Below are 22,705 nucleotides of genomic sequence, written 5' to 3'. Positions count from 1 at the left end.
GCACACCCCATACTTTTGGCCTAAACGGTTCCTGCGGCGCGTTTTATTGCGCTAAAGTCGCTTACAGCTGGTTACACAGGAGGCGCACCGCTTTTCGCCATGACCGCCATTGAAACCGATCTTCTGCAGTTGGCTTACCCTCCGCGGCTCGATCTGGGACCGCAACTTACCCACGAACAGTTGATGAGCTCCATGCAGGCCACCATGGCCCGGCATAAGGGTGGGCCGGTCTGGCTATTTGCGTATGGTTCATTGATTTGGCGGCCGGAATGCTCGTCGACCGAGCGGGTACGGGCCCGGGTCCACGGATATCACCGTGGCCTGTATTTGTGGTCCCACGAGCACCGTGGTACGCCGGAATTGCCAGGGTTGGTATTCGGTTTGGATCGCGGTGGGTCATGCAGCGGGTTTGCTTATCGCTTGCCGGAAGATCAACTGGAAGCCTCGCTGTATGCCTTGTGGCAGCGCGAGATGCCCTATCCCTCGTACCGGCCGCACTGGCTCAGTTGTCGGTTGGAGGATGGCACGCAGGTGCAAGCGCTGGGGTTTGTGTTGGAGCGGCATTTGCCCAGCTACGCCGGCAACTTGCCTGATATCGTGCTCAACCATGTGCTGCAAAGCGCGAGTGGGCGTTACGGTACGACCCGCGATTATGTCGAGCAGACCGTCAACGCCCTGCGCAGCCACGCCATGCCAGATAAAAACCTGGAGGCGCGGCTCAAGCGGTGTGCAAAAGGATGCTCAGGCGCTTAACGGGCCGAGCTGACACTGTTGGTGTGCCACAGGGTCGGTATCAGGAATGCGATGGCCAGCAGGCACGCGCCGATCAGCAGCACGAAGCCGCCGTCCCAGCCGAAATGGTCAACGGTGTAGCCCATGGCCGCACTTGCCGCCACCGAGCCGCCCAGGTAACCGAACAGACCCGTGAAACCCGCGGCGGTGCCGGCGGCTTTCTTCGGTGCCAGCTCCAGCGCCTGCAGGCCGATCAGCATTACCGGGCCATAGATCAGGAAGCCGATCGAGACCAGCGCAATCATGTCCACCGTCGGATTGCCCGGCGGGTTGAGCCAGTACACCAGCGTCGCCACGGTCACCAGGCCCATGAACACAATGCCGGTCAGGCCACGGTTGCCACGGAAGATTTTGTCCGACATCCAGCCGCACAGCAGCGTGCCCGGGATACCCGCCCACTCATAGAAGAAGTAAGCCCACGAGGATTTATCCACCGTGAAGTGTTTGGCTTCCTTGAGATAAGTCGGTGCCCAGTCCAGTACGCCATAGCGCAGCAGGTAGACGAATACGTTGGCGAAGGCGATGTACCAGAGCATTTTGTTGCGCAGCACATATTTGACGAAGATTTCCTTGGCGCTGAATTCGTCTTCGTGGCTGGCGTTGTAGCCTTCGGGATAGTCGTTCTTGTATTGCTCGATAGGCGGCAGGCCAACCGATTGTGGGGTGTCACGCATCGTGATGAACGCAAACGCCGCCACTGCCAAGGCCACCGTGGCAGGCACGTAGAATGCCGCGTGCCAATCGTTGAACCAGGCCATGCCCAGCAAGAACAGCGGGCCGATCAGGCCGCCGCCGACGTTGTGCGCCACGTTCCACACCGACACCACGCCGCCGCGTTCTTTCTGTGACCACCAATGCACCATGGTGCGCCCGCTCGGCGGCCAACCCATGCCCTGGGCCCAGCCGTTGATGAACAGCAATATGAACATCATGGTCACGCTGGACGTCGCCCAAGGCGCGAAACCGAAAATGAACATCACGCCCGCCGAGACCAACAGGCCAAAGGGCAAAAAGTAGCGCGGGTTGGAACGGTCGGACACCAGGCCCATCAGAAACTTGGACAGGCCGTAGGCAATCGCGATAGCCGACATCGCCAAGCCCAGTTCGCCGCGGCTGTAACCGTCTTCGATCAGGTAAGGCATGGCCAGGGAGAAGTTTTTGCGCAGCAGGTAGTACCCGGCATAACCGAAGAAAATGCCAGCGAAGATCTGCCAGCGTAGACGTCGGTAGGTACTGTCGATTTTTTCTTCAGGCAGGGGCGCCTGGTGCGCGGCAGGACGAAAGAAAGCAAACATTCAAGAGCTCCAGATTTCTTGTTTTGACTGCGGATGCGAATGTTACAGTTTCGTTACCGAAAATAGCATCGCCTCTTGAGGTCAAACACAGGAAAACGGCGTAACTGCATGTTCTTTTATGAACATGCCGCAAATAGGCAGGTTTATGTCGTTTTAGGCTTTTCTAGGAATGTGGGGGGATTGCCCCTCCCACATTACTCACATTCAGATGGCGATCAGCGGGTCTGGACGACGACCTTCCCGACAGCCTTGCGCTGCCCAAGATCGTTGATAGCCTGGGCCGCCTGTTCCAGCGGATACACCTGCGACACCAGCGGCTTGAGCTTGCCCTCGGCATACCAGCCAAACAATTGCTGGAAATTCGCCGCGTTATCCTGCGGCTGGCGCTGAGCGAAGGAGCCCCAGAACACGCCGACCACCGCCGCGCCTTTAAGCAGCGCCAGGTTCACCGGCAGCTCGGGAATGCGCCCGCTGGCAAACCCCACCACCAGCAGGCGGCCGTTCCAGGCAATCGCGCGAATAGCCTGGTCAAACAGGTCGCCGCCCACTGGGTCGTAGATCACATCCGCGCCATTGCCGTCGGTGAGGCGCTTGATCTCATCCTTCAGGCTGGCTTCGCTGTAATTGATCAATTCGTCGGCGCCCGCAGCCTTGGCGATTGCGAGCTTGTCGGCGCTGCTGGCGGCAGCAATCACCCGGGCGCCCATGGCTTTGCCGATTTCCACCGCGGCCAGGCCCACGCCACCGGAGGCACCGAGCACCAGCAGGGTTTCGCCGGGTTGCAGGTGGGCCCGTTGTTTGAGCGCGTGCATTGAGGTGCCGTAGGTCATGCTGAACGCGGCGGCGGTGTTGAAATCCATGCTGGCAGGGATCGGCAGCACGTTATAGCCGGGCACTGCGACCTGTTCGGCAAAGCTGCCCCAGCCGGTCAAGGCCATGACCCGATCGCCGACCTTCAAGTGACTGACTTTCTCCCCCACTTCGCTGACCACCCCTGCGGCTTCACCACCCGGCGAGAACGGAAAGGGCGGTTTGAACTGGTATTTGCCCTCGATAATCAGCGTGTCCGGGAAGTTGACCCCGGCGGCATGCACGTCCAGCAGGATTTCGTTTTTCTTGATCGCCGGGCTGGCGACATCTTCCAGCACCAGGGTTTCGGCGGGGCCGAAGGCTTTGCACAGCACAGCTTTCATCGGACTATTCCTTTTGGCGTCGTGGCCGATAAGTGTAGGAGGGCAGGCCCCAGGGTCAACAAGCATGCCCCGGCCTGATAAGTCGCCATAAGCTTGTGCTCAGCCTTGCTAGCGTTATGCTACCGGGCACCGAATGTGAGGAATGAATTGTGAAAGCGCGGATTCTGTTGATGCTGGCCCTGATCCTGCCGATGGCGGTACAGGCCGAAGAAGCCAAGGAAGGCAAAGAGGGCGAGGCGCCGAAAGTCAGCTATATCAGCTTGAGCCCGCCGTTCGTGGGTAATTACGGCCTGGATGGCACGGCGAAACTCAAGGTGTTCAAGGCCGACATCGCCCTGCGCGTGACCGGCACCGAAGCCGCCGCCGCCGTTAAAGCCAACGACGCGTTGATCCGCAATCAACTGGTGGCGTTGTTCACCCAGCAGACCAACGAGGCGATGAGCACCGTGGAGGGCAAGGAAAAACTGCGCCAGGAAGCCCTGAAGCAAACCCAGCAAGTGATGAACGACGAGACCGGCAAGCCCATGGTCGAAGACCTGTTGTTCAACAACTTGATCATCCAGTAAGCGCGCCAGGTGCGCGGTCTCAGGACGCCAGGCTCTTCCTGAACCGCGCCAGCGCCACGGCGAAAAACAGCAGGCCGATTCCCGCCAGCGCCAGCAAATCCGGCCATACCACGCTTACCCCCGCATCGCGGAATAGAATCGCCGCGCTCAAACTCACAAAATGCGTCGACGGCGAGCCCTGCATCACCCATTGCAGCCACTCCGGCATGCTGTCCAAAGGCGTGCTGCCGCCTGATAGCAACAGCATCGGGATGATCACCGGAATCGCCAGCAGCCCGAATTGCGGGGTCGAGCGGGCGAGGGTGGCGAGGAAAATCCCCAGCGCCGTACTGGCGAACAGGTACAACGCCGTCACAAACAGAAACAACCCCAATGAGCCGGCCAGCGGCACACCCAGCAAGCCTTTGACCACCACTTCCAATGACACCCACGTGCACAGCACCACTACCAGCATGTTGCTCCAGATTTTTGCCAGCATGATTTCCAGCGCCGTCAGGGGCAGCACCAGCAAATGGTCGAGCGTGCCGTGTTCGCGTTCGCGCAGCAGGGCGGTGCCGGTCAGCACGATGGCCAGGATGGTGATGTTGTTGACGATCTGGATCACCGCCAAAAACCAGCCGCCTTCCAGGTTGGTGTTGAACAGCGAGCGGGTGGTCAGCAGCGCCGGTGTCTGTGCGGCGGCATCGGCCTGGCCGCTGTAGCTCAACAATTCGCGCTGGAAAATCCTGCCAATGTAACCGGCACCCATGAATGCCTGGCTCATGGCCGTTGCATCCACGTTGACCTGCACGCTGGGTTGGCGCCCGGCCAGCAAGTCGGCTTGGAAATTGGCCGGCACATTGATCACGAACGTGTACTCGCCGCTGTCCATGGCCTTGTCCAACAGGTTGTAAGGCAACGGCACTGGCGTCTGGAACTCCGGCGGTTGCAGCGCTTCGCCCAGTTGTCGGGACAGGGCGCTGTGGTCTTCATCCACCAGCGCCACGCTGGCGTTATGCACACCGATCACTGAGCCGGCGGCGGGCATATAGATGGCCACGGTGAACGCGTAGAACAGAAACAGCAGCAGTACGCTGTCGTGGCGCAGGCTGGTGAGTTCTTTCAGGCCCAAGCGCAGGATGTGCGCGAACTTATGCATCAGACCTCCTGCTTCTTGAGCATGACCAGGCTCAACCCGGTGAACCCGACAAAGAACCCGAACAGCGCCAGGCATTGCGGCCACAGCTGGCGCAGATCCAGAGCCTTGGTAAAGGTGCCCACCGCGATATCCAAAAAGTGCCCGGCCGGAAACAGCATGCCCATCAGCGCCGCGGCGCCTTCCAGGGATGAGCGCGGCACGATCAGCCCGGAGAACTGGATGGTCGGCAGGCTGGTGATGATCATCGTGCCGAGGATCGCCGCGATCTGGGTGCGTGTGAATGCAGAAATCAGCAGGCCCATGCTGGTGGTGGCCAGCACATACAGCAGCCCACCGAACGCCAGCGTCAGGCCGCTGCCCTTGAACGGCACGCCAAACAGCCAGCGGTTCATGGCCACCAGCACGGCCAGGTTGACCAGACTCACCACCAGGTATGGCGCCTGTTTGCCCAGCAGAAACTCCAGGCGCGTCAGGGGTGTTGCGTAAAAATTAGTGATCGAGCCCAGCTCTTTTTCCCGCACGATGCCCAACGCGGTAAGCATGGCCGGGATAAACGCCAGGATCAGTGCCATCACCCCAGGGCCGATGGCGTTCACGCTGACCACGTCTTGGTTGTAGCGAAAGCGGGTTTCGAGTTTGGCGGCGCCCTGGCTGCCGCGCGGCAGGCTGCTCAGCTCGGCCAATTGCTGGAGGTTGCCCAGGTGTACGGCTTCGACATAGTTACGGCTGGTTTCCGCGCGGAACGGCATGCCGCCGTCGAGCCATGCGGCCACCGTGGGTTGGCGCCCGGCGTACAGGTCGCGGCCAAAGCCCGGTGGGATTTCCAATGCCAGTTTGATTTCCGAGCGTTGCAGGCGCCGGTGCAGTTCGTTCGCATCTTGAATGGGCGGTCGTTCGGCGAAATAGCGCGAGCTGCGAAACGCTTCCAAGTAGGCGCGACTTTGCGGGGTCTGGTCCTGGTCATAAACGGCGAACGCCAGGTTTTCCACATCCAGGGAAATGCCGTAGCCAAAGATCACCATCATGAACATCGCCCCGAGCAGCGCGAAGGCCATGCGCACTTTGTCGCGCAACAGCTCTTTGCCTTCACGGCTGGCCACCGCCAACAGGCGCGCCAGGCTGAAGCCGCGCTTGCTCTGCGGCGGTGCGCTGGCTTCGCTGGCGGTTTGGCTCGGCGCGGCGGGTTCGGCTTCGCCTTGAGCCTGCTCCAGGCAGGTGACGAACGCGGCTTCCAGGGTCTCGCCCTTGAATTGTTGTTGCAGCGCGTGCGGCGTGTCGCAGGCCAGCACTTTACCTGCGTGCATCAGTGAGATGCGGTCGCAGCGCTGGGCCTCGTTCATGAAGTGGGTGGACAGAAATATCGTCACCCCTTGCTCGCGGGACAGCTCGATCAGCAACCGCCAGAAATCATCCCGGGCGGCCGGGTCGACGCCGGAGGTCGGCTCATCGAGGATCAGCACTTCCGGGCGATGCAGCACCGCGACCGCCAGGGACAGGCGCTGACGCAGGCCCAGGGGTAACTCCCCCGACGGTTGCCCGGCCACGTCGCCCAACTCGAAGCGTTGGATCAGTTCGTCGATGCGCGGGCCGCTGTCGGCCTTGGGCAAGTCGAACAGTTGGGCGTGCAGCGCCAGGTTCTGGCGCACGCTGAGTTCGCCATACAGGGAAAAACTTTGGGACATGAACCCCACGCGCTTGCGGGTGGCCAGGTCTTTGGCGTCCACCGTCTTGCCCAACAGTTTCGCGCTGCCTTCAGTGGCGGGCATCAGCCCGGTGAGGACCTTCATGGTGGTGGTCTTGCCGCAGCCGTTGGAACCGAGGAAACCGAAGATTTCCCCTCGGCCAATCGCGAAGCTGACCTTGTTGACCGCAGTGAAGTCGCCAAAGCGCAGGGTCAAGTCGTGGGCCTCGATGGCGATGTCGGCGCTGGTGCTTTCCCTCGGTGGAATCACCAGCGGCGGTTTGTCGTGAGCGCCGTCGCCCTGAAAGTGGGTGAATGCTTCATCCAATTTTCCGCTGGGAGTGGCGGCGGCCAGTTCACGGCTCAAGCCATTGGCGATCAGCGTGCCGCGATCAAGCATCAGGCAGTGTTCGAACTGCTCGGCTTCTTCCATGTAGGCGGTGGCGACCAGCAGCGTCAGTTGCGGACGTTCGCCGCGCACCGTTTCGACCAGTTCCCAGAAACGTCGGCGCGACAGCGGGTCGACACCAGTGGTGGGCTCGTCGAGGATCAGCAGGTCTGGTTCATGGATCAACGCGCAGCACAGGCCGAGCTTTTGTTTCATCCCGCCGGACAGCTTGCCGGCAGGGCGCTCGGCGAAGCGTTCAAGGTCGGTGGCCAGCAGCAGGCTGTGCATGCGCTGGTCACACTCGGCCTTCGACAACCCGAACAGAGTGGCGAAGAAGCGAATGTTTTCGCAGATGGACAGCTCGGGGTACAGGTTGCCGCCCAGTCCCTGGGGCATGAAGGCGATGCGCGGGTACAAGCTGTTGCGGTGGCGGCGGTCGGTGATGGAGCCGCCGAGTACGTCGAGCTGGCCGTCCTGCAGCTTTTTAACCCCGGCAATCAAGCCCAGCAAGTTGGACTTGCCCGCGCCGTCCGGGCCAATCAGCCCGCAACGCGTACCGGCGGGCAGGCTGAAGGCTATATCGACCAGCGCCTGTTGCTGGCCATAGCGGTGGTTGATCCCCGTGGCGTGCAGCGCCAGGCCCGTCATTGCAGGTTGGCCGGCCAGTCTATGTCGGCCGTGCGCACGTAACCTGCGCCCGGCATGCCGGGTTTGGCTTGGGGCACGGCGCTGGGTTGGGTCAGGCGCAGCTTGACGCGGAACACCAGTTTTTGCCGCTCATCGCGGGTTTCCACTTCTTTGGGGGTGAACTGCGACTTGGCCGCGACAAAGGTGATTTTCGCCGGCAGCGCTTGCTGGGGCAGGGCATCGAGCAGGATGCGGGCGTCGCTGCCCACCGTCAGGCGACCGGTCACCGACGCGGGCAAATATAGGTTCATGTATTGATCTTCGGGATCGATCAGCAGCAACACGCGGCCACCGGCACCCAGCACTTCACCGGGCTCGGCCAGGCGCAGTTGAATGATGCCGTCGATGGGGGCGCGCAGGCTGCTGTCATCGATTTCGCTGCTGAGTTGGGCCACCTGCGCCTGGGCGGCGCCGATGGCGGCCTTGGCCGAATTGACCTGGGCCTGTGCGGCGACTACGGCAGCATTGCCGGTGTTGTGCCGCGCCTGTTGCTGATCGATCAGTTGGCTGCTGGCGAAGCCGCGCTTGTACAGCTCTTGGGTGCGCTTGAGTTCCTGGTTGGCCAGCAACTGTTCGCTCTGGCGCAATTGCACATTGGCTTCGGCGGCGGCGAGATTTTCCTTGGCGCGCAACACTTCGGCTTCTGCCTGGGCGCGCTGGGCCTCCAGCGTGCGGGTGTCCATGCGCGCCAGCAATTGGCCCTTGAGCACCTTGTCGCCTTCGTCCACCCGCACTTCGGCCAGGCGACCGGGAATTTTGGCGGCGATCTGCACTTCGGTGGATTCCAGGCGACCATTGCCCATGCTCAGGCCTTCGGGCAGGCGGTCTTGAGTGGATTTCCAGTAACCGAACCCGCCGGCGGCGAGCAACAATGCGATCAGGAGCGTGGCAAACAGCTGAGAGGTGCGATGGTTCGTCGACATGGAAGCATCCTGCGGCGTTAGCGTCCTAGTTTGACGGTATTGCCGCTGTGGGCGTTGATACCGGTCAAATGAAGCGCAAGCCTAGCGCGATTGCGGCCCAAGCGCATGCGTCGCGAGCGTGACTGTAGGGTTCTGGCGCCTAGCGCAGAGCCAGTACGGCGGCCCATTGCTCGGCGGTCACCGGCATGACCGAGAGGCGGCTGCCTTTTTGCACCAGGGGCAGTTCGGCGAGTGCCGCCTGCTGTTTCAGGTAACCCAGGCCCAGCACCTTGGGGAAGGTCTGGACATGGGCGACCGTGATCGCGCTCCACGGGTTTTTCTCCGGGCTGGCCTTGGCGTCGAAGTAATGGCTGTCGGGCTCCAGTGCGGTCGGGTCTGGATAGGCCGCCTCGATGATTTTGCCGATGCCGGCAATGCCCGGTTCGGGGCAGCTGGAATGGTAAAAGAAGAATTCGTCACCCACCGCCATGGCGCGCAGAAAGTTACGTGCCTGGTAGTTACGCACGCCATCCCAGCGGGCTTTTCCGAGTTTTTCCAGGCCCTTGACGGACAGTTCGTCGGGCTCGGATTTCATCAGCCAATAGGCCATTTTTAGGCTCCTCAAACAGGCATTGGGCAAGTTGTCGGGCAATTGCCGCACAAACCGACAGTCGGTTGGCGTCAAGGTTTGCGTGTTGGTTCACGTTAACGCAAAATGCCGGGATTTTAAGCTTGACTCAGCTGCAACGGACTACTTTGGAACGTTGTTGTCATCGTGTACGAGGTGCCTGAAGGGGGGCAATCGATGCAACGTAAACCGGATTTACTATGGATATTGGTTATTTTGTTTGGTCTGGGCGTCGTGACCACCGGGTATGCGCAAAGTCTGTGGTCGAACAAGACCGATGCCCCAGTTGAATTGTCACCAGTGCAACAACAGTACAAGCGTTAATACGACTTCAAGGCGTCGCTGATTCCAGCGACGCTTCTGCGATATACCATTGCTTATTCGTCACCGTGCCAGCCATCGGCACATCCCAACTTGCCTGCGCCAACCGATCGACTTTCTGACATTCATGGGCCAGGCCCAGCAACGTCGGCTTGCGCCAGCGCTGGCGGCGTGCGAGGTACGCCAGGCTGCGGTCATAGAAACCCCCACCCATACCCAGGCGGCCACCTTCATCGTCGAATCCCACCAGCGGCATCAGCACCAGGTCCAGCGCCCACACCTTGCGTTGCCGGCGGATATTCACCCGTGGCTCCAGGATGCGAAAGCGATTGGGCAGCAGCTTTTCCCCGGGGCGCACACGCTGGAATACCATCTTCGTGCGCGGCCAAGCGCTAAGCACCGGCAGATACGTGGCTTTGCCCCGGCGCTGCGCAGCACGCAGCAGCAGGCTCGGATCGATTTCACCGTCGGTGGGCAGGTAAAGGGAGATATGTTTGGCTCGGCGAAACAGCGGGTGCTGTGCCAGCTGCCGGTACAGGCCCTGAGCGGCCTGGCGTTGCTCGCTCGGCGTGAGGGCGCGGCGGGCCTTGCGCAACAGGCGTCGAAGTTGCGGACGGGAAAGCGGCGCAGTTTCGGTCATGGCTGTTCGGCTCATAAAACAATGCCAGTCCTGAGACTGGCATTGAGTTTGGGAATTCAGGCTCCCCGACAGAGCCGCTGTCGACTTAGCCCTTGAACCCGAAAGTTCAAGGTGGAAGAAGCAGTAGGCTTTAAGGCTTTCCGTCTAGCGGACATGCACACCAGCCCAACGTGCAACTTCCAGGGTAGTGCGAATCGGCTCAGGGACATCGCCGACTGGCAAACACGCCAGGGAGTGAGGGCGAGTATACCTTAAACAGACGCGGCAATCAGCCCTTGGGTGCATCCGAGTCGCTGGCAAGCGCCAGATCCACGCGTTCCAGCAGGTCACGCACTTGCTCGCGCGTCGAGCCGCTGGCCTGTACGTCCGGGCGTTCCTGCTTGTGCAACAAGTCATGGGTAATGTTCAGCGCAGCCATCACAGCGATGCGGTCGGCGCCGATGACTTTGCCGCTGCTGCGGATTTCACGCATCTTGCCATCCAGGTAGCGGGCGGCGCTCACCAGGTTGTTGCGCTCTTCCTGGGGGCAGATGATCGAATACTCTTTATCCAGGATCTGCACGGTGACGCTATTGCTTGAACTCATGAGTCTTGCTCCAGGGCCTTCAGGCGCGAAATCATCGATTCGACCTTACGCCGGGCGATTTCGTTTTTTTCAATGAGGTGAGCGCGTTCCTCGCGCCAGGTCTTTTCCTGAGCTAATAGGAGTCTGTTTTGACTCTTAAGTTGCTCGACCCGAGTAATTAGCAGCTCGAGTCTGGCCATCAGCGCTTGCAGGTCGGTGTCTTCCATTGGGTTCCACTGGATTTGTCTGATGAATGGCAACTGCAGGATAAACGATCTGACGCCCTTGATAGTCGGGTGCGTCTGCCGGTGCTAGGATACAGCGCTTCATTCTAGACATCGCGCCGCCTGGCGCCTAGCTCATCATGCCCATTAAGAATTCCCCATACGACGCTTTCTCCGCTCTGCTGAACGCCAGCGGCCACCCTTGCTCCCCGGCCGAACTGCACGGCGTGCTGTTGGGCCGCAGTTGCACCGGTGTCGGCTTCGACCCCGACAACTGGTTGGCCGATGTGGCCGAACTGTTGGAAAAAGAGCCCGAAGATAACGTGCGCAATGCGCTGGTCGGCCTGCAGGAAATGGTCAAGGGCGAACTGACCGGTGATGACATCACCGTGGTCCTGCTGCTGCCGACTGACGACGCACCGCTGGCCGACCGCGCCGCAGCGGTGGGCCAATGGTGCCAGGGCTTCCTCCACGGTTTCGGCGTGAACGCCGGCGGCCTGGAGCTGAGCACCGACGCCAAGGAAGTGTTGCAGGACCTGGCCGCCATCTCTCAGGTGCAAGACGCCCTGGAAGAGTCCGAGGACGGCGAAAGCGATTACATGGAAGTCATGGAGTACTTGCGCGTCGCGCCGCTGCTGCTGTTCACCGAGACCAAGAAATCCGCTGAACCTGCCGCGCCCAAGCCGTCGCTGCACTGAGAAAGGAAGCCCATCTGCCCATGATCCATATCCCCAAAGCGGAATACACCCGACGCCGCAAGGCGCTCATGGCGCAGATGGAACCCAACAGCATCGCGATCCTGCCAGCCGCCGCCGTAGCTATCCGCAATCGCGATGTGGAGCATGTTTACCGCCAGGACAGCGACTTCCAATACCTGAGCGGTTTCCCGGAACCAGAAGCAGTCATTGTGCTGATGCCCGGTCGTCAACATGGCGAGTACGTGCTGTTTTGCCGCGAGCGCAATGCCGAACGCGAGCTGTGGGACGGCCTGCGCGCCGGCACTGAAGGCGCGGTCCGTGACTTTGGCGCCGACGACGCCTTCCCCATCACCGATATCGACGACATCCTGCCGGGCCTCATTGAGGGCCGCGACCGCGTGTACTCAGCCATGGGCAGCAATGCCGAATTCGACCGGCATTTGATGGAATGGATCAACGTGATCCGCTCCAAGGCCCACCTGGGTGCCCAGCCCCCGAACGAATTCGTTGCCCTGGATCATTTGCTCCACGACATGCGCCTGTATAAATCGGCGGCGGAACTGAAGGTGATGCGCGAAGCTGCACGGATTTCCTGTGCCGCCCATGTGCGAGCGATGCAGGCCAGCCGCGCCGGTTTGTACGAGTTCAGCCTGGAAGCCGAGCTGGACTACGAGTTCCGCAAGGGCGGCGCAAAGATGCCGGCCTATGGGTCTATCGTCGCTGCTGGTCGCAACAGCTGCATCCTGCACTACCAGCAAAATGACGCACTGCTCAAGGACGGCGATCTGGTGTTGATCGACGCCGGTTGTGAAATCGACTGCTACGCCAGCGATATCACCCGCACCTGGCCGGTCAATGGCCGGTTTTCGCCGGAGCAGAAGGCGATCTATGAAATCGTGCTGGCCTCCCAAGAGGCCGCGTTTGCCCAGATCGCCCCCAACAAGCATTGGAACCAGGCCCATGAGGCCACCGTGCAGGTGATCACCGCCGGGCTGGTGAAACTGGGGTTGTTGCAAGGCGATGTCGACGAATTGATCGCCAGCGAAGCGTACAAAGCTTTCTATATGCACCGCGCCGGCCATTGGCTGGGCATGGATGTGCACGATGTGGGCGAGTACAAAGTGGGCGGTGAGTGGCGCGTGCTGGAAGTCGGCATGGCGCTGACGGTGGAACCGGGGATTTATATTTCGCCGGACAACCAGAACGTAGCAAAGAAATGGCGTGGCATTGGCGTGCGCATCGAGGACGACGTGGTGGTGACCAAGCAAGGCTGTGAAATCCTGACCGGCGGCGTGCCCAAGACCGTCGCCGATATCGAAGCATTGATGGCGGCCGCCCGATGAGCCGGGTCAACCTGGCGATTATCGGCGGCGGCTTGGTGGGCGCCAGCCTGGCGCTGGCGTTGCAGGCCGGTGCCAAGGCGCGCGGTTGGAAGATCGTGCTGATCGAACCGTTCGCCCCCGGCGACAGTTACCAGCCCAGCTACGACGCGCGCTCCTCGGCGCTGTCGTTTGGCGCTCGGCAGATCTATCAGCGGCTGGGCCTGTGGCAGGCCATTGCCCGCCGCGCCGAGCCGATCAAGCAGATTCATGTGTCGGACCGTGGGCGTTTTTCCACTGCGCGCTTGTCCGCCATGGAAGAGGGCGTGCCGGCCTTGGGCTATGTGGTGGAAAACGCCTGGCTGGGCCAGTGCCTGTGGCAAGGCCTGGACAGCGACGTGGTGAGCTGGCGCTGCCCCGCGCAAGTTACCCGCATGGTGCCGCTGCCCGATGGCTATCGCCTGACCCTCGACGATGAAACCGAGCTGGAGTGCGACTTGGCCGTGCTGGCCGATGGCGGCCGTTCCGGTTTGCGCGAGCAACTGGGCGTCGGCGTGAAAACCCGGCCCTACAACCAGAGTGCGCTGATCGCCAATATCACCCCTAGCGAAGCCCATAACGGCGAAGCCTTCGAGCGCTTCACCGATGATGGTCCGATGGCTTTGCTGCCGTTGCCGGACAACCGCTGCGCGCTGGTGTGGACCCGTGTCGGCATGGACGCCCAGCGCCTGGCCGACCTTGACGAGCGCAGTTTTCTCAGCGAGTTGCAGGGCGTGTTCGGCTATCGCCTGGGCACGCTCAAGCAGGTTGGCGCGCGTCATCTGTATCCGCTGACGTTGGTGGAAGCCGAAGAACAAGTGCGCTCGCACCTGGCCATAATCGGCAACGCCGCCCACAGCCTGCACCCGATTGCCGGACAGGGTTTCAACCTGTCCCTGCGTGACGCCCATGCTTTAGCCGAAGCGCTGCTGGCTGGGCCGGCCGTGCCAGGCGATCTGGCGACCCTGCAAGCCTATCGTGACCGCCAACGTATGGACCAGAAGCTTACCGTGGGCTTCTCCGACCAGGTCACGCGCTTGTTCGGCAGCGCGCAACCCTTGGTGGCGCTGGGCCGCAATGTGGGCCTGCTGGGCCTGGATCTTCTACCGCCGGCCAAGCGCTGGTTTGCCCGTCAGGCCATGGGCCTGGGTACGCGCCCCGATGCGTAAATGGCTGATCGAGCGCCTGGGCAAGGCGCGTCTGTTGCGCTGGGTCATGACCCTGTACCCGCCGTACCTGGGCGCGGGCATCAGCGTGCAGCACATGAGCGCCGACTTTCGGCACGTCAAAGTGCGCATGGGCCTGGGGTGGTACAACCGCAATTATGTGGGAACGCAATTCGGCGGCAGCCTGTATTCGATGGTCGACCCGTTCTACATGCTGATGCTCATGGAGAACCTGGGGCGCGATTACATCGTCTGGGACAAAGCGGCCAGCATCGATTTCATCTCGCCGGGTAAAGGCCCGGTGTATGCCGAGTTTTTTATCGACGAAACCTTGCTCGACGAGGTGCGTCGCCAGACCGAAGGGGGCGATAAATACTTGCCCCACCTCAAGGTCCAGATTCATGACGGCTCTGGCACCCTGGTGGCGCGAGTCGACAAAACCCTTTACGTGCGGCGCAAGCCGCCAGCGAGACAGGCTTAAAGCATGGACATGCGCGCAGATGTGCTGATTGTCGGGGCCGGAATGGTCGGAAGCGCCCTGGCGCTGGCGTTGCAAGGCAGCGGCCTACAGGTGCTGCTGCTCGATGGCAGCCCGCTGAGTGTCAAGCCGTTCGACCGCGACGCGGCCTTCGAACCCCGTGTGAGCGCGTTGTCGGCCGCCAGCCAGCGCATTCTCGAACAACTGGGCGCCTGGGACGGCATCGCCTCGCGCCGCGCCAGCCCCTATGGCCAGATGCAGGTGTGGGACGGCAGCGGCACGGGGCAGATCCACTTTTCGGCAGCCAGCGTGCACGCCGAGGTGCTCGGGCATATCGTCGAGAACCGTGTGGTTCAGGACGCTTTGCTCGACCGCCTGCACGACTGCGACCTCGGGCTTTTGGCCAATGCGCGACTTGAGCAGATGCGGCGCTCCGGCGATGAATGGCTGCTGACCCTGGCCGATGGCCGCACGCTGCGGGCGCCGCTGGTGGTGGCTGCCGACGGAGCGAACTCCGCCGTGCGCCGCCTTACCGGCACCGCGACCCGTGAGTGGGATTACCTGCATCACGCCATCGTCACCAGCGTGCGCAGCAGTCAGCCGCACCAGCGCACGGCCTGGCAGCGCTTTACCGATACTGGCCCCCTGGCGTTTTTGCCGCTGGAGCGTGACGGCCAGCAGGATTGGTGCTCGATTGTCTGGTCGACCACGCCGACTGAAGCCGAACGCTTGATGGCATTGGATGAAGACAGCTTCTGCCGTGAACTGGAGCGCGCCTTCGAAGGCCGCCTGGGCAGCGTGGTGAGCGCCGACCCGCGGGTGTGCGTGCCATTGCGCCAGCGCCATGCCAAACGCTACGTGGCTGAAGGCCTGGCGCTGATCGGCGATGCCGCCCACGTCATCCATCCGCTGGCGGGGCAGGGCGTGAACCTGGGGTTTCTCGACGCGGCGGTGCTGGCCGAAGTGCTGCTGGCGGCCACTGAGCGCGGTGAGCGCCTGGCGGATGTGAAAGTGCTGAGCCGCTACGAGCGGCGCCGCATGCCGCATAACCTGGCGCTGATGGCCTCGATGGAGGGATTCGAGCGGTTGTTCCAGGCCGACCAACTGCCGCTGCGCTGGTTGCGCAATGCGGGCTTGAAAATGGTCGACCAAATGCCGGAAGCCAAAGCGCTGTTCGTGCGTCAGGCCCTGGGCTTGAGCGGGGACTTGCCGGAGTTGGCCAGGCCCTGAACGGGTCGTGCAACATCTGGTAACGCCTCCGCCGAGCGATTGATTGAGGTACCAAATGTGAGTCCTTATCATTTGCCCTCTATTTGCAAATGAGAGACCGCCCCCATGCTGGTACCCAAGCGCCTCCTGACTGCCCTGGCACTTACGCTCGTCGGCACCTGCGCCGCGCAGGCCGCTGATGAGGTGGTGGTCTACTCCTCGCGCATCGACGAACTGATCAAGCCGGTGTTCGACGCCTATACCCAAAAGACCGGCGTGAAGGTGAAGTTCATTACCGATAAGGAAGCCCCGCTGATGCAGCGCATCAAGGCCGAGGGTGAAAACGCCACCGCCGATCTGTTGCTCACCGTCGACGCCGGCAACCTCTGGCAAGCCGAGCAAATGGGCATCCTGCAACCGTTCACCTCCCCGGTGATCGACAAGAACATTCCCCTTCAATACCGCTCATCGGCTCATGCCTGGACCGGCTTGAGCCTGCGCGCGCGGACCATCGCGTATTCCACCGACCGGGTTAAACCCAGCGATCTGACCACCTACGAAGCCCTGGCAGACAAGCAGTGGGAGGGTCGCCTGTGCCTGCGCACGGCGAAAAAGGTCTACAACCAGTCCCTGACCGCGACCCTGATCGAAACCCACGGCGCGGCCAAGACCGAAGAAATCATCAAGGGCTGGGTCAATAACCTGTCTACCGACGTGTTCTCCGATGACATCGCCGTGTTGGAGGCCATCAATGCGGGCCAGTGCGATGTAGGCATCGTCAACACCTACTACTACGGCCGTCTGCACAAACAGAAGCCTGACCTGCCGGTAAAACTGTTCTGGCCCAACCAGGGCGACCGAGGCGTGCATGTGAACCTGTCTGGCATCGGCCTGACCAAATACGCGCCACATCCGGACGCCGCCAAGGCTCTGGTGGAATGGATGACCACTCCTGAAGCACAGAAGATTTTCGCCGACGTGAACCAGGAGTTCCCGGCCAACCCGGCAGTGCCGCCGTCGGCCGAAGTGGCGACCTGGGGTAAGTTCGTTGCGGATACCCTGCCGGTGGAAGTCGCAGGTAAACGTCAGGCAGAAGCCATTCGGTTGATGGATCGCGCCGGCTGGAACTAAGTACAATTTGTAGGACGCCGCAGATCCAAATGTGGGAGGGGGCTTGCCCCCGATGGCAGCGGATCAGTCACTGATCAGTAGACTGACACTCTGCCATCGGGGGCAAGCCCCTCCCACATTGGGTTGCGGTGATTTCAAGATATTCATTACCGAGAGCCCCCCTTTGGCCCACCCCGCCCAACGCCGCTGGTACCTGCCGGTCTTTACCGTCGCCGCCCTGGTGCTGCTGCCGCTGAGCGTGCTGGTGTTGTCCTGGCAAAGCATCGACGCGCAAATCTGGTCTCACCTCTGGGATACCCAGATGCCACGCCTGCTGGGCAATACCCTCACGTTGGTGCTGGGTGTGGGCGTAGGCGTGACGCTGCTGGGGGTTAGCCTGGCCTGGCTGACCAGTCTCTGCGAATTTCCCGGACGGCGCTGGCTCGACTGGGCATTGATGTTGCCTTTCGCCATTCCGGCTTATGTGCTGGCTTTTGTCTTTGTCGGCTTGCTGGACTTTTCGGGTCCGGTGCAGACGCTGCTGCGTGAGTGGTTCGGTACGGGCCTGCGCCTGCCCCGGGTGCGTTCCACCAGTGGCGTGATCATCGTGTTGGTGCTGGTGTTCTATCCCTATGTCTACCTATTGGCACGCACCGCGTTCCTGGCCCAGGGCAAGGGCTTGATGGAAGCCGCGCGGGTGCTGGGGCAATCGCCCTGGCAGGCGTTCTGGCGTGTGGCGCTGCCCATGGCGCGACCGGCAATCGGGGCGGGTGTGGCCCTGGCCCTGATGGAGACCCTGGCGGATTTTGGCGCCGTGTCGGTGTTCAACTTCGATACGTTCACCACCGCCATCTACAAGACGTGGTACGGATTTTTCAGCCTGTCCAGCGCAGCCCAGCTGGCTAGCTTGTTGCTGCTGGTGGTTATGCTGGTGCTCTACGGTGAGCGCCGCGCGCGAGGTGCCAGCCGCCCCAGCAATGAACGGCCGCGGAGCAAGGCGCTGTATCACCTGCGAGGGTTCAAAGCGGCGGCGGCGAGTACCTGGTGCGGGCTGGTATTTGCGTGCGCCTTTGTGATTCCGCTGCTGCAGCTGGTGGCTTGGTTCTGGCAACGCGGTCGCTTCGACCTGGATGAGCGCTACGCCGGCTTGATCGTCCACACCCTGTATCTCGGCGGTATCGCGGCGCTGATTACTGTGAGCGTGGCCTTGGTGCTGGCCTTCGCCAATCGTCTGTCGCCGACTCGGGCGATTCGTTCCGGGATCAGCCTGGCCAATGTGGGCTATGCCTTGCCGGGGTCGGTGCTGGCGGTGTCGATCATGTTGGCCTTCAGCTATCTGGACCGCGAACTGGTGGTGCCGCTGTCTGTCTGGCTGGGCGGTGCGGGCAGACCGTTGCTGCTCGGTAGCCTCGCCGCGTTGGTGCTTGCGTATCTGGTGCGCTTCCTGGCGGTTGCGTTCGGGCCACTGGAAAACAGCCTGGCGCGAATCCGTCCGTCGTTGCCGGAGGCTGCGCGCAGCCTGGGTGTGAGTGGTCCGCGACTGTTTTGCAAAGTGTATCTGCCGCTGTTGCTTCCCGGCGCCTTGAGCGCGGCGTTGTTGGTGTTTGTCGATGTGCTCAAGGAAATGCCCGCGACCCTGCTGATGCGCCCGTTCGGCTGGGACACGCTGGCGGTACGCGTGTTTGAAATGACCAGTGAGGGCGAGTGGGCGCGGGCCTCTCTGCCGGCATTGACGCTGGTGTTGGTGGGGCTGCTGCCGGTCATCGGGCTGATCCGTCGTTCAGCTCGGCAAATCGGTTAGGTGCCAGTCCTACGGCTTGCGGCTACAATGCGCGGCATTCGGTGCGGTCCATCCTTCGGATCGGCGCGCTGAGCGTCATGCAGACCTTGTCGTTCAAGGCCTCCAGCACGCTTGGTAACGCTGCGCACCTTCGCCAAGCCCGGAAGGAGAAACCCATGGGACAGCGTACGCCTCTGTATGACCTGCATCTCGCCCTCGGCGCGAAAATGGTCGATTTTGGCGGTTGGGATATGCCTTTGCACTACGGCTCGCAAGTTGAAGAGCACCATCAGGTGCGACGCGACTGCGGGGTGTTCGATGTATCTCATATGACCGTGATCGATGTCACAGGCCCCCAGGCCAAGGAATGGCTCCAGCACCTGCTGGCCAATGATGTCGGTCGTTTGCATGGCTGCGGCCATGCGTTGTACAGCGCCATGCTCAACGAGCGGGGCGGTGTGGTGGACGACATGATCGTGTACCGCACCGAAACCGGTTATCGGCTGGTGGTCAACGCCGCCACCCGTGACCAGGACATGGCCTGGATGCAGGCGCAACTGGGCGAGTACCAAGCGCAACTGCGTGAACGGCCGGAACTGGCGATGCTGGCCATCCAAGGCCCCCAAGCCCGGCATAAAATTGCCGAGCTGGTCACTCAGTCGCGTGGCGCCTTGATTCATCAACTCAAGCCTTTCGAAGGCCAGGCCGATGGCGATTGGTTTATCGCCCGCACGGGTTACACCGGCGAAGACGGCCTGGAAATTGTGCTGCCTGCCGATCAGGCGCCGGGTTTCTTCAACGACCTTGTTGGCGCCGGCATCTCGCCCATCGGCCTGGGCGCTCGTGACACGTTGCGCCTTGAGGCCGGTATGAACCTCTATGGCCAGGACATCCACCAAGACGTCTCGCCCCTGGCCGCCAATATGGCTTGGAGCATCGCCTGGGAGCCGGCCGAGCGCAATTTCATCGGTCGCGCCGCGCTGGAAGCAGAGCAGGCGGCGGGTGTGCGGTTCAAATTGGTGGGGCTGGTGCTGGAAGAACGTGGGGTTTTACGCGCTCATCAGGTGGTTCGTATCGCCAATGTTGGCGAAGGGGAGATCACCAGTGGTAGTTTCTCTCCTACGCTGAGCAAATCCATTGCCCTGGCGCGTGTACCGAAGGCAACCGCCGACCGGGCCGAAGTGGAAATCCGCGGCAAGTGGTACCCGGTTCGAGTGGTCAAACCGACCTTTGTACGTCATGGCAAAACCTTGATCTAACTATTCCGGCGGGCCAATGGCCGCTGACATTTCTTCTTGAGGACACAGACAATGAGCAATATCCCAGCCGACCTGCGTTTTGCCGAGAGTCATGAATGGGCCCGTTTGGAAGCTGACGGCACGGTGACCGTCGGTATTTCCGATCACGCCCAGGAAGCGTTGGGGGATGTGGTGTTTGTTGAGTTGGCTGAGGTGGGCGCCACGTTCGCGGCCGGCGGCCAGGCTGGGGTGGTTGAGTCGGTGAAAGCGGCTTCGGATATCTACGCCCCGATCGCAGGTGAAGTGACTGCCGTCAATGAGGAATTGAGCGGTAGCCCTGAACTGCTGAACTCCGACCCGTACGCGGCATGGATCTTCAAGCTCAAGCCAAGCAATCCGGCTGAGTTGGACCAATTGCTGGATGCCGCCGGCTACAAAGCTTCCATCGGCGAATAACGCACGTCTCATGTGGGAGGGCGACAATTCCTTCCCACATTGAGCCGTGAGTGTTCAGCTCGCCGTCAAGACGGCCTTTACCGCCGCCACCGAGCGCTCCACATCCGCCTCCGTCATCGCCATGAACATCGGCAACGACACGATCAAACGCCCGACCTTTTCCGCCACCGGGAACATGCCTTCCTTGAACCCCTGCGCCCGATACAGGCTCAGCAGGTGGATCGGCGGGTAGTGATAGCCAATGCCAACACCGTGGGCCTGCATCCGCTCCATAAATGTGGCGCGGGCGGGCAAACCGTCCTGGCGTTCCGGCAGCACGAGTTGGAACAGGTGCCAGTTGCTGTTTTCGAAGTCGGCCGGCGGCAGTTGCGCCCCGTACTTTTCTTCGAAGTCATTGCCAAAACAGTTGAAGTAGTGACGCGCAAGATTCTGGCGATGGGCAGTGATCTGCTCGATATGAGCGAATTGTCCCAGCCCAATGGCGGCAGCAATGTCGGTCATATTGAACTTGCCGCCTAGTACATCCACATCCAGACCGTCGAAGCCGGTACGGGTCACGCCCTGCAGGCGGTACTTTTCGGCCAGCCGCGCCTCATCGGCATTGTTCAGCACCAGGCAGCCGCCCTCGGAGCAGGTAATGTTCTTGTTTGCCTGGAAACTGAACGACACGAAATCCCCAGTGGCGCCGATGCGCTCGCCGTCCCAGGTGGAGCCCAGCGCCTGGGCGGCATCTTCGACGATACGCAAGTTGTACTTATTGGCCAGTGCATAAAGCATCGGCATGTCCAGCGGCAAACCGGCCAGATAGACAGGAATGATTGCCTTGGTGCGTGGTGTGATCGCGGCTTCCACTTGGGCCAGGTCGATATTACGGGTAACAGGGTCGATATCGGCGAATACCGGTGTGGCGCCGACTTCCAGAATGACGTTGGCGGTGGCTACCCAAGAGATCGGTGTAGTGATGACTTCATCGCCCGGCCCGATGCCCGCGATGCGCAAGGCAATCTCCATGGTGCAGGTGCCGGAGTTGAACGTGCGCACCGGACGGCCGCCAAAATATTCCGACAGTTGCGCCTCGAACGCCTGCACCTTCGGCCCACTGGTGATCCAGCCGGAGCGCAATACGTCGCCTACCGCCGAAATGGTGGCTTCATCGATGGTGGGTTTGGAAAACGGCAGGAAAGGCTGTTGGCTCATGACGATGACGGCATCCGTTCTGATTGGCGATGGTGGTGAGGCGTGTGCGCACCGGCATGGTTGCACGGTTCGACTGAATATAGCCTGTCGCCTGTGAATGAATCGTCACCTTACGGGCAAAAAAATGCCGCTTCAAAAGCGGCATTTTTCAGCGAGAAGCTATCACTCGGTGACAGCGTTTTTCGCGAGGATGGCGTTGGCCAACTCCATGTCCGTGGCTTGCAAGCCTGGGTTGTCGGCGCGGACTTTCTGCATTGCGGCCTCCAGGTAAGGGCCACGGATACCACCGTCGCTGGCTACGAAGCTGCCGGCGTCATCTTGAGCGGCGACCACCAGTTTGTGGTCTTTGAATGTCAGGTAGGTCGAGCCGGTGGTGGCACCGGAAGAGATGACATTGCGCCAGAAACTGTCGGCCATGGCTGAACCGACAGGAAGGGAAAGCACAGCGAGGGTTGCGACAGCATATTTGAGACGCATGATGGGTGACTCCGGGTGGGTGATCTGTACGTTTGGATCGTGGTTAGCCCAATCGAGTTCCGTCATTGACTAAACAGTTTCAACCTTCAACACCACGCCTTCCTGGGCAATCACGCGTACTTGAGCGCCTACCGGGCAGTCGGGGCCGCTGACCATCCACACACCATCGCCGACCTTCACCTTACCTCTTCCATCCACAATCGCCTGGTGCACCACGAATGTGCGGCCGATCAACTCTGAGCCGCGTTCATTCAGCCCCGGTTGGTCACTGACCTTGGCGCTACTGCGCTGGCGCTTCCACCAGTACACCGCCGTCAATATCGACAGCACGGCAAACAACAGCAGTTGCCATTCCAGCGCGAGGGGCGGAACCAGAAACTTGATCACGCCCACGGCTGCCGCTGCGATACCCATCCATAGCAGGTAACCACCGGCGCCGAAGACCTCAAGAATCAACAGCACCGTGCCCAAGGCCAGCCAATCCCAAAACGACAGGTGCAGCAGGAAATCCCACATGG

The 22,705-nt window shown here is 61.4% G+C and carries 24 protein-coding genes and 1 other RNA gene; 12 read left to right on the top strand and 13 right to left on the bottom strand.

Annotated elements, in window-relative coordinates:
• Positions 1–99 precede the first annotated feature (99 nt).
• Positions 100–753 carry a gamma-glutamylcyclotransferase gene (locus HRH33_RS25990; protein ID WP_034101394.1) on the top strand — a complete coding sequence of 218 codons (654 nt, stop codon included), beginning with the start codon at positions 100–102 and terminating at the stop codon, positions 751–753.
• On the opposite strand, the gene glpT is transcribed toward HRH33_RS25990, so the two are convergent.
• A complete protein-coding gene (gene glpT, locus HRH33_RS25985) occupies positions 750–2,087 on the bottom strand; it encodes a glycerol-3-phosphate transporter (protein ID WP_034139744.1) in 1,338 nt (445 codons plus the stop codon). The genes HRH33_RS25990 and glpT overlap by 4 nt on opposite strands.
• 215 nt (positions 2,088–2,302) lie before the next feature.
• Positions 2,303–3,280, bottom strand: coding sequence for an NADPH:quinone oxidoreductase family protein (locus HRH33_RS25980; RefSeq protein WP_034139743.1), 978 nt, complete (start codon positions 3,278–3,280; stop codon positions 2,303–2,305).
• A 149-nt stretch (positions 3,281–3,429) separates the two neighbouring features.
• Here HRH33_RS25980 and HRH33_RS25975 point away from each other — a divergent pair, with 149 nt between their 5' ends.
• On the top strand, positions 3,430–3,846 hold the full coding sequence (locus HRH33_RS25975) for a flagellar basal body-associated FliL family protein (RefSeq protein ID WP_034101391.1): 417 nt from the start codon (positions 3,430–3,432) through the stop codon (positions 3,844–3,846).
• Between the two features lie 19 nt (positions 3,847–3,865).
• Here HRH33_RS25975 and HRH33_RS25970 read toward each other — a convergent pair whose 3' ends face one another.
• The 4 genes from HRH33_RS25970 to HRH33_RS25955 form a co-directional block, all read right to left on the bottom strand.
• Positions 3,866–4,984 carry an ABC transporter permease gene (locus tag HRH33_RS25970; RefSeq protein ID WP_094064351.1) on the bottom strand — a complete coding sequence of 373 codons (1,119 nt, stop codon included), beginning with the start codon at positions 4,982–4,984 and terminating at the stop codon, positions 3,866–3,868.
• Positions 4,984–7,701, bottom strand: a complete 2,718-nt coding sequence (gene rbbA / locus HRH33_RS25965) for a ribosome-associated ATPase/putative transporter RbbA (RefSeq protein ID WP_167417004.1) — start codon at positions 7,699–7,701, stop codon at positions 4,984–4,986. Before rbbA ends, HRH33_RS25970 begins: the two co-directional genes overlap by 1 nt.
• On the bottom strand, positions 7,698–8,663 hold the full coding sequence (locus tag HRH33_RS25960; RefSeq protein ID WP_034101388.1) for an HlyD family secretion protein: 966 nt from the start codon (positions 8,661–8,663) through the stop codon (positions 7,698–7,700). Before HRH33_RS25960 ends, rbbA begins: the two co-directional genes overlap by 4 nt.
• Positions 8,664–8,802: 139 nt before the next feature.
• Entirely contained in the window at positions 8,803–9,252 is a 450-nt protein-coding gene (locus HRH33_RS25955; protein ID WP_167417005.1) for an EVE domain-containing protein, read from the bottom strand.
• A gap of 195 nt (positions 9,253–9,447) precedes the next feature.
• Here HRH33_RS25955 and HRH33_RS25950 point away from each other — a divergent pair, with 195 nt between their 5' ends.
• Positions 9,448–9,594, top strand: coding sequence for a hypothetical protein (locus tag HRH33_RS25950; protein ID WP_094064348.1), 147 nt, complete (start codon positions 9,448–9,450; stop codon positions 9,592–9,594).
• Between the two features lie 7 nt (positions 9,595–9,601).
• Here HRH33_RS25950 and HRH33_RS25945 read toward each other — a convergent pair whose 3' ends face one another.
• From HRH33_RS25945 to HRH33_RS25930, 4 genes are all read right to left on the bottom strand, one after another.
• Complete coding sequence (locus HRH33_RS25945; protein WP_034101386.1) at positions 9,602–10,231, bottom strand: 5-formyltetrahydrofolate cyclo-ligase; 630 nt, start codon at positions 10,229–10,231, stop codon at positions 9,602–9,604.
• A 58-nt stretch (positions 10,232–10,289) separates the two neighbouring features.
• Positions 10,290–10,468: non-coding RNA, 6S RNA (gene ssrS, locus HRH33_RS25940), on the bottom strand.
• Positions 10,469–10,499: 31 nt separating this feature from the next.
• Complete coding sequence (locus HRH33_RS25935; protein ID WP_034101385.1) at positions 10,500–10,817, bottom strand: cell division protein ZapA; 318 nt, start codon at positions 10,815–10,817, stop codon at positions 10,500–10,502.
• The gene (locus HRH33_RS25930; protein ID WP_034101384.1) at positions 10,814–11,023 is read right to left on the bottom strand and encodes a TIGR02449 family protein; all 210 of its coding nucleotides are present in this window, start codon (positions 11,021–11,023) and stop codon (positions 10,814–10,816) included. Before HRH33_RS25930 ends, HRH33_RS25935 begins: the two co-directional genes overlap by 4 nt.
• Positions 11,024–11,160: 137 nt before the next feature.
• Between HRH33_RS25930 and HRH33_RS25925 the strand changes: the two genes are divergently transcribed.
• The 9 genes from HRH33_RS25925 (at position 11,161) to gcvH (ending at position 20,513) form a co-directional block, all read left to right on the top strand.
• A complete protein-coding gene (locus tag HRH33_RS25925) occupies positions 11,161–11,718 on the top strand; it encodes a YecA/YgfB family protein (protein ID WP_167417006.1) in 558 nt (185 codons plus the stop codon).
• A gap of 20 nt (positions 11,719–11,738) precedes the next feature.
• On the top strand, positions 11,739–13,061 hold the full coding sequence (gene pepP, locus HRH33_RS25920) for a Xaa-Pro aminopeptidase (RefSeq protein ID WP_034115419.1): 1,323 nt from the start codon (positions 11,739–11,741) through the stop codon (positions 13,059–13,061).
• Positions 13,058–14,245, top strand: coding sequence for a 2-octaprenyl-6-methoxyphenyl hydroxylase (gene ubiH, locus HRH33_RS25915; RefSeq protein WP_034139737.1), 1,188 nt, complete (start codon positions 13,058–13,060; stop codon positions 14,243–14,245). Before pepP ends, ubiH begins: the two co-directional genes overlap by 4 nt.
• Entirely contained in the window at positions 14,238–14,723 is a 486-nt protein-coding gene (locus HRH33_RS25910) for a DUF4442 domain-containing protein (protein ID WP_167417007.1), read from the top strand. Before ubiH ends, HRH33_RS25910 begins: the two co-directional genes overlap by 8 nt.
• A 9-nt stretch (positions 14,724–14,732) precedes the next feature.
• A complete protein-coding gene (locus HRH33_RS25905) occupies positions 14,733–15,950 on the top strand; it encodes a 2-octaprenyl-3-methyl-6-methoxy-1,4-benzoquinol hydroxylase (protein WP_167417045.1) in 1,218 nt (405 codons plus the stop codon).
• Positions 15,951–16,055: 105 nt separating this feature from the next.
• Complete coding sequence (locus HRH33_RS25900) at positions 16,056–17,060, top strand: extracellular solute-binding protein (protein ID WP_040266898.1); 1,005 nt, start codon at positions 16,056–16,058, stop codon at positions 17,058–17,060.
• 163 nt (positions 17,061–17,223) lie between these two features.
• Complete coding sequence (locus HRH33_RS25895) at positions 17,224–18,840, top strand: ABC transporter permease (protein ID WP_167417008.1); 1,617 nt, start codon at positions 17,224–17,226, stop codon at positions 18,838–18,840.
• 155 nt (positions 18,841–18,995) lie between these two features.
• Complete coding sequence (gene gcvT, locus HRH33_RS25890; RefSeq protein ID WP_167417009.1) at positions 18,996–20,078, top strand: glycine cleavage system aminomethyltransferase GcvT; 1,083 nt, start codon at positions 18,996–18,998, stop codon at positions 20,076–20,078.
• Positions 20,079–20,129: 51 nt separating this feature from the next.
• Positions 20,130–20,513 carry a glycine cleavage system protein GcvH gene (gene gcvH, locus HRH33_RS25885; RefSeq protein WP_167417010.1) on the top strand — a complete coding sequence of 128 codons (384 nt, stop codon included), beginning with the start codon at positions 20,130–20,132 and terminating at the stop codon, positions 20,511–20,513.
• A 54-nt stretch (positions 20,514–20,567) separates the two neighbouring features.
• Here gcvH and HRH33_RS25880 read toward each other — a convergent pair whose 3' ends face one another.
• From HRH33_RS25880 to HRH33_RS25870, 3 genes are all read right to left on the bottom strand, one after another.
• Complete coding sequence (locus tag HRH33_RS25880) at positions 20,568–21,710, bottom strand: DegT/DnrJ/EryC1/StrS family aminotransferase (RefSeq protein WP_167417011.1); 1,143 nt, start codon at positions 21,708–21,710, stop codon at positions 20,568–20,570.
• A 162-nt stretch (positions 21,711–21,872) separates the two neighbouring features.
• On the bottom strand, positions 21,873–22,187 hold the full coding sequence (locus HRH33_RS25875) for a DUF2388 domain-containing protein (protein WP_003176799.1): 315 nt from the start codon (positions 22,185–22,187) through the stop codon (positions 21,873–21,875).
• A 69-nt stretch (positions 22,188–22,256) separates the two neighbouring features.
• Positions 22,257–22,703 (bottom strand): NfeD family protein, encoded by a 447-nt coding sequence (locus tag HRH33_RS25870; RefSeq protein WP_034101373.1) that lies wholly within the window; start codon positions 22,701–22,703, stop codon positions 22,257–22,259.
• Positions 22,704–22,705 lie beyond the last annotated feature (2 nt).

The organism is Pseudomonas rhodesiae (assembly GCF_013285305.1).
Classification (GTDB): Bacteria; Pseudomonadota; Gammaproteobacteria; order Pseudomonadales; family Pseudomonadaceae; genus Aquipseudomonas; species Aquipseudomonas rhodesiae.
Note: the sequence above shows the minus strand (reverse complement) of the source record. Positions and strands in the feature narration are given on the sequence as shown.

What these genes read in the sequence shown, in the direction of transcription:
- HRH33_RS25900 (WP_040266898.1), top strand. Translation starts at nt 16,056, where the DNA reads ATGCTGGTACCCAAGCGCCTCCTGACTGCCCTGGCACTTACGCTCGTC.
- HRH33_RS25910 (WP_167417007.1), top strand. Translation starts at nt 14,238, where the DNA reads ATGCGTAAATGGCTGATCGAGCGCCTGGGCAAGGCGCGTCTGTTGCGC.
- ubiH (WP_034139737.1), top strand. Translation starts at nt 13,058, where the DNA reads ATGAGCCGGGTCAACCTGGCGATTATCGGCGGCGGCTTGGTGGGCGCC.
- HRH33_RS25970 (WP_094064351.1), bottom strand. Translation starts at nt 4,984, where the DNA reads ATGCATAAGTTCGCGCACATCCTGCGCTTGGGCCTGAAAGAACTCACC.
- HRH33_RS25870 (WP_034101373.1), bottom strand. Translation starts at nt 22,703, where the DNA reads ATGTGGGATTTCCTGCTGCACCTGTCGTTTTGGGATTGGCTGGCCTTG.
- gcvT (WP_167417009.1), top strand. Translation starts at nt 18,996, where the DNA reads ATGGGACAGCGTACGCCTCTGTATGACCTGCATCTCGCCCTCGGCGCG.
- HRH33_RS25905 (WP_167417045.1), top strand. Translation starts at nt 14,733, where the DNA reads ATGCGCGCAGATGTGCTGATTGTCGGGGCCGGAATGGTCGGAAGCGCC.
- HRH33_RS25990 (WP_034101394.1), top strand. Translation starts at nt 100, where the DNA reads ATGACCGCCATTGAAACCGATCTTCTGCAGTTGGCTTACCCTCCGCGG.
- HRH33_RS25875 (WP_003176799.1), bottom strand. Translation starts at nt 22,187, where the DNA reads ATGCGTCTCAAATATGCTGTCGCAACCCTCGCTGTGCTTTCCCTTCCT.
- glpT (WP_034139744.1), bottom strand. Translation starts at nt 2,087, where the DNA reads ATGTTTGCTTTCTTTCGTCCTGCCGCGCACCAGGCGCCCCTGCCTGAA.
- pepP (WP_034115419.1), top strand. Translation starts at nt 11,739, where the DNA reads ATGATCCATATCCCCAAAGCGGAATACACCCGACGCCGCAAGGCGCTC.
- HRH33_RS25980 (WP_034139743.1), bottom strand. Translation starts at nt 3,280, where the DNA reads ATGAAAGCTGTGCTGTGCAAAGCCTTCGGCCCCGCCGAAACCCTGGTG.
- HRH33_RS25880 (WP_167417011.1), bottom strand. Translation starts at nt 21,710, where the DNA reads ATGAGCCAACAGCCTTTCCTGCCGTTTTCCAAACCCACCATCGATGAA.
- HRH33_RS25935 (WP_034101385.1), bottom strand. Translation starts at nt 10,817, where the DNA reads ATGAGTTCAAGCAATAGCGTCACCGTGCAGATCCTGGATAAAGAGTAT.
- HRH33_RS25930 (WP_034101384.1), bottom strand. Translation starts at nt 11,023, where the DNA reads ATGGAAGACACCGACCTGCAAGCGCTGATGGCCAGACTCGAGCTGCTA.
- rbbA (WP_167417004.1), bottom strand. Translation starts at nt 7,701, where the DNA reads ATGACGGGCCTGGCGCTGCACGCCACGGGGATCAACCACCGCTATGGC.
- HRH33_RS25945 (WP_034101386.1), bottom strand. Translation starts at nt 10,231, where the DNA reads ATGACCGAAACTGCGCCGCTTTCCCGTCCGCAACTTCGACGCCTGTTG.
- HRH33_RS25925 (WP_167417006.1), top strand. Translation starts at nt 11,161, where the DNA reads ATGCCCATTAAGAATTCCCCATACGACGCTTTCTCCGCTCTGCTGAAC.
- HRH33_RS25960 (WP_034101388.1), bottom strand. Translation starts at nt 8,663, where the DNA reads ATGTCGACGAACCATCGCACCTCTCAGCTGTTTGCCACGCTCCTGATC.
- HRH33_RS25950 (WP_094064348.1), top strand. Translation starts at nt 9,448, where the DNA reads ATGCAACGTAAACCGGATTTACTATGGATATTGGTTATTTTGTTTGGT.
- HRH33_RS25955 (WP_167417005.1), bottom strand. Translation starts at nt 9,252, where the DNA reads ATGGCCTATTGGCTGATGAAATCCGAGCCCGACGAACTGTCCGTCAAG.
- gcvH (WP_167417010.1), top strand. Translation starts at nt 20,130, where the DNA reads ATGAGCAATATCCCAGCCGACCTGCGTTTTGCCGAGAGTCATGAATGG.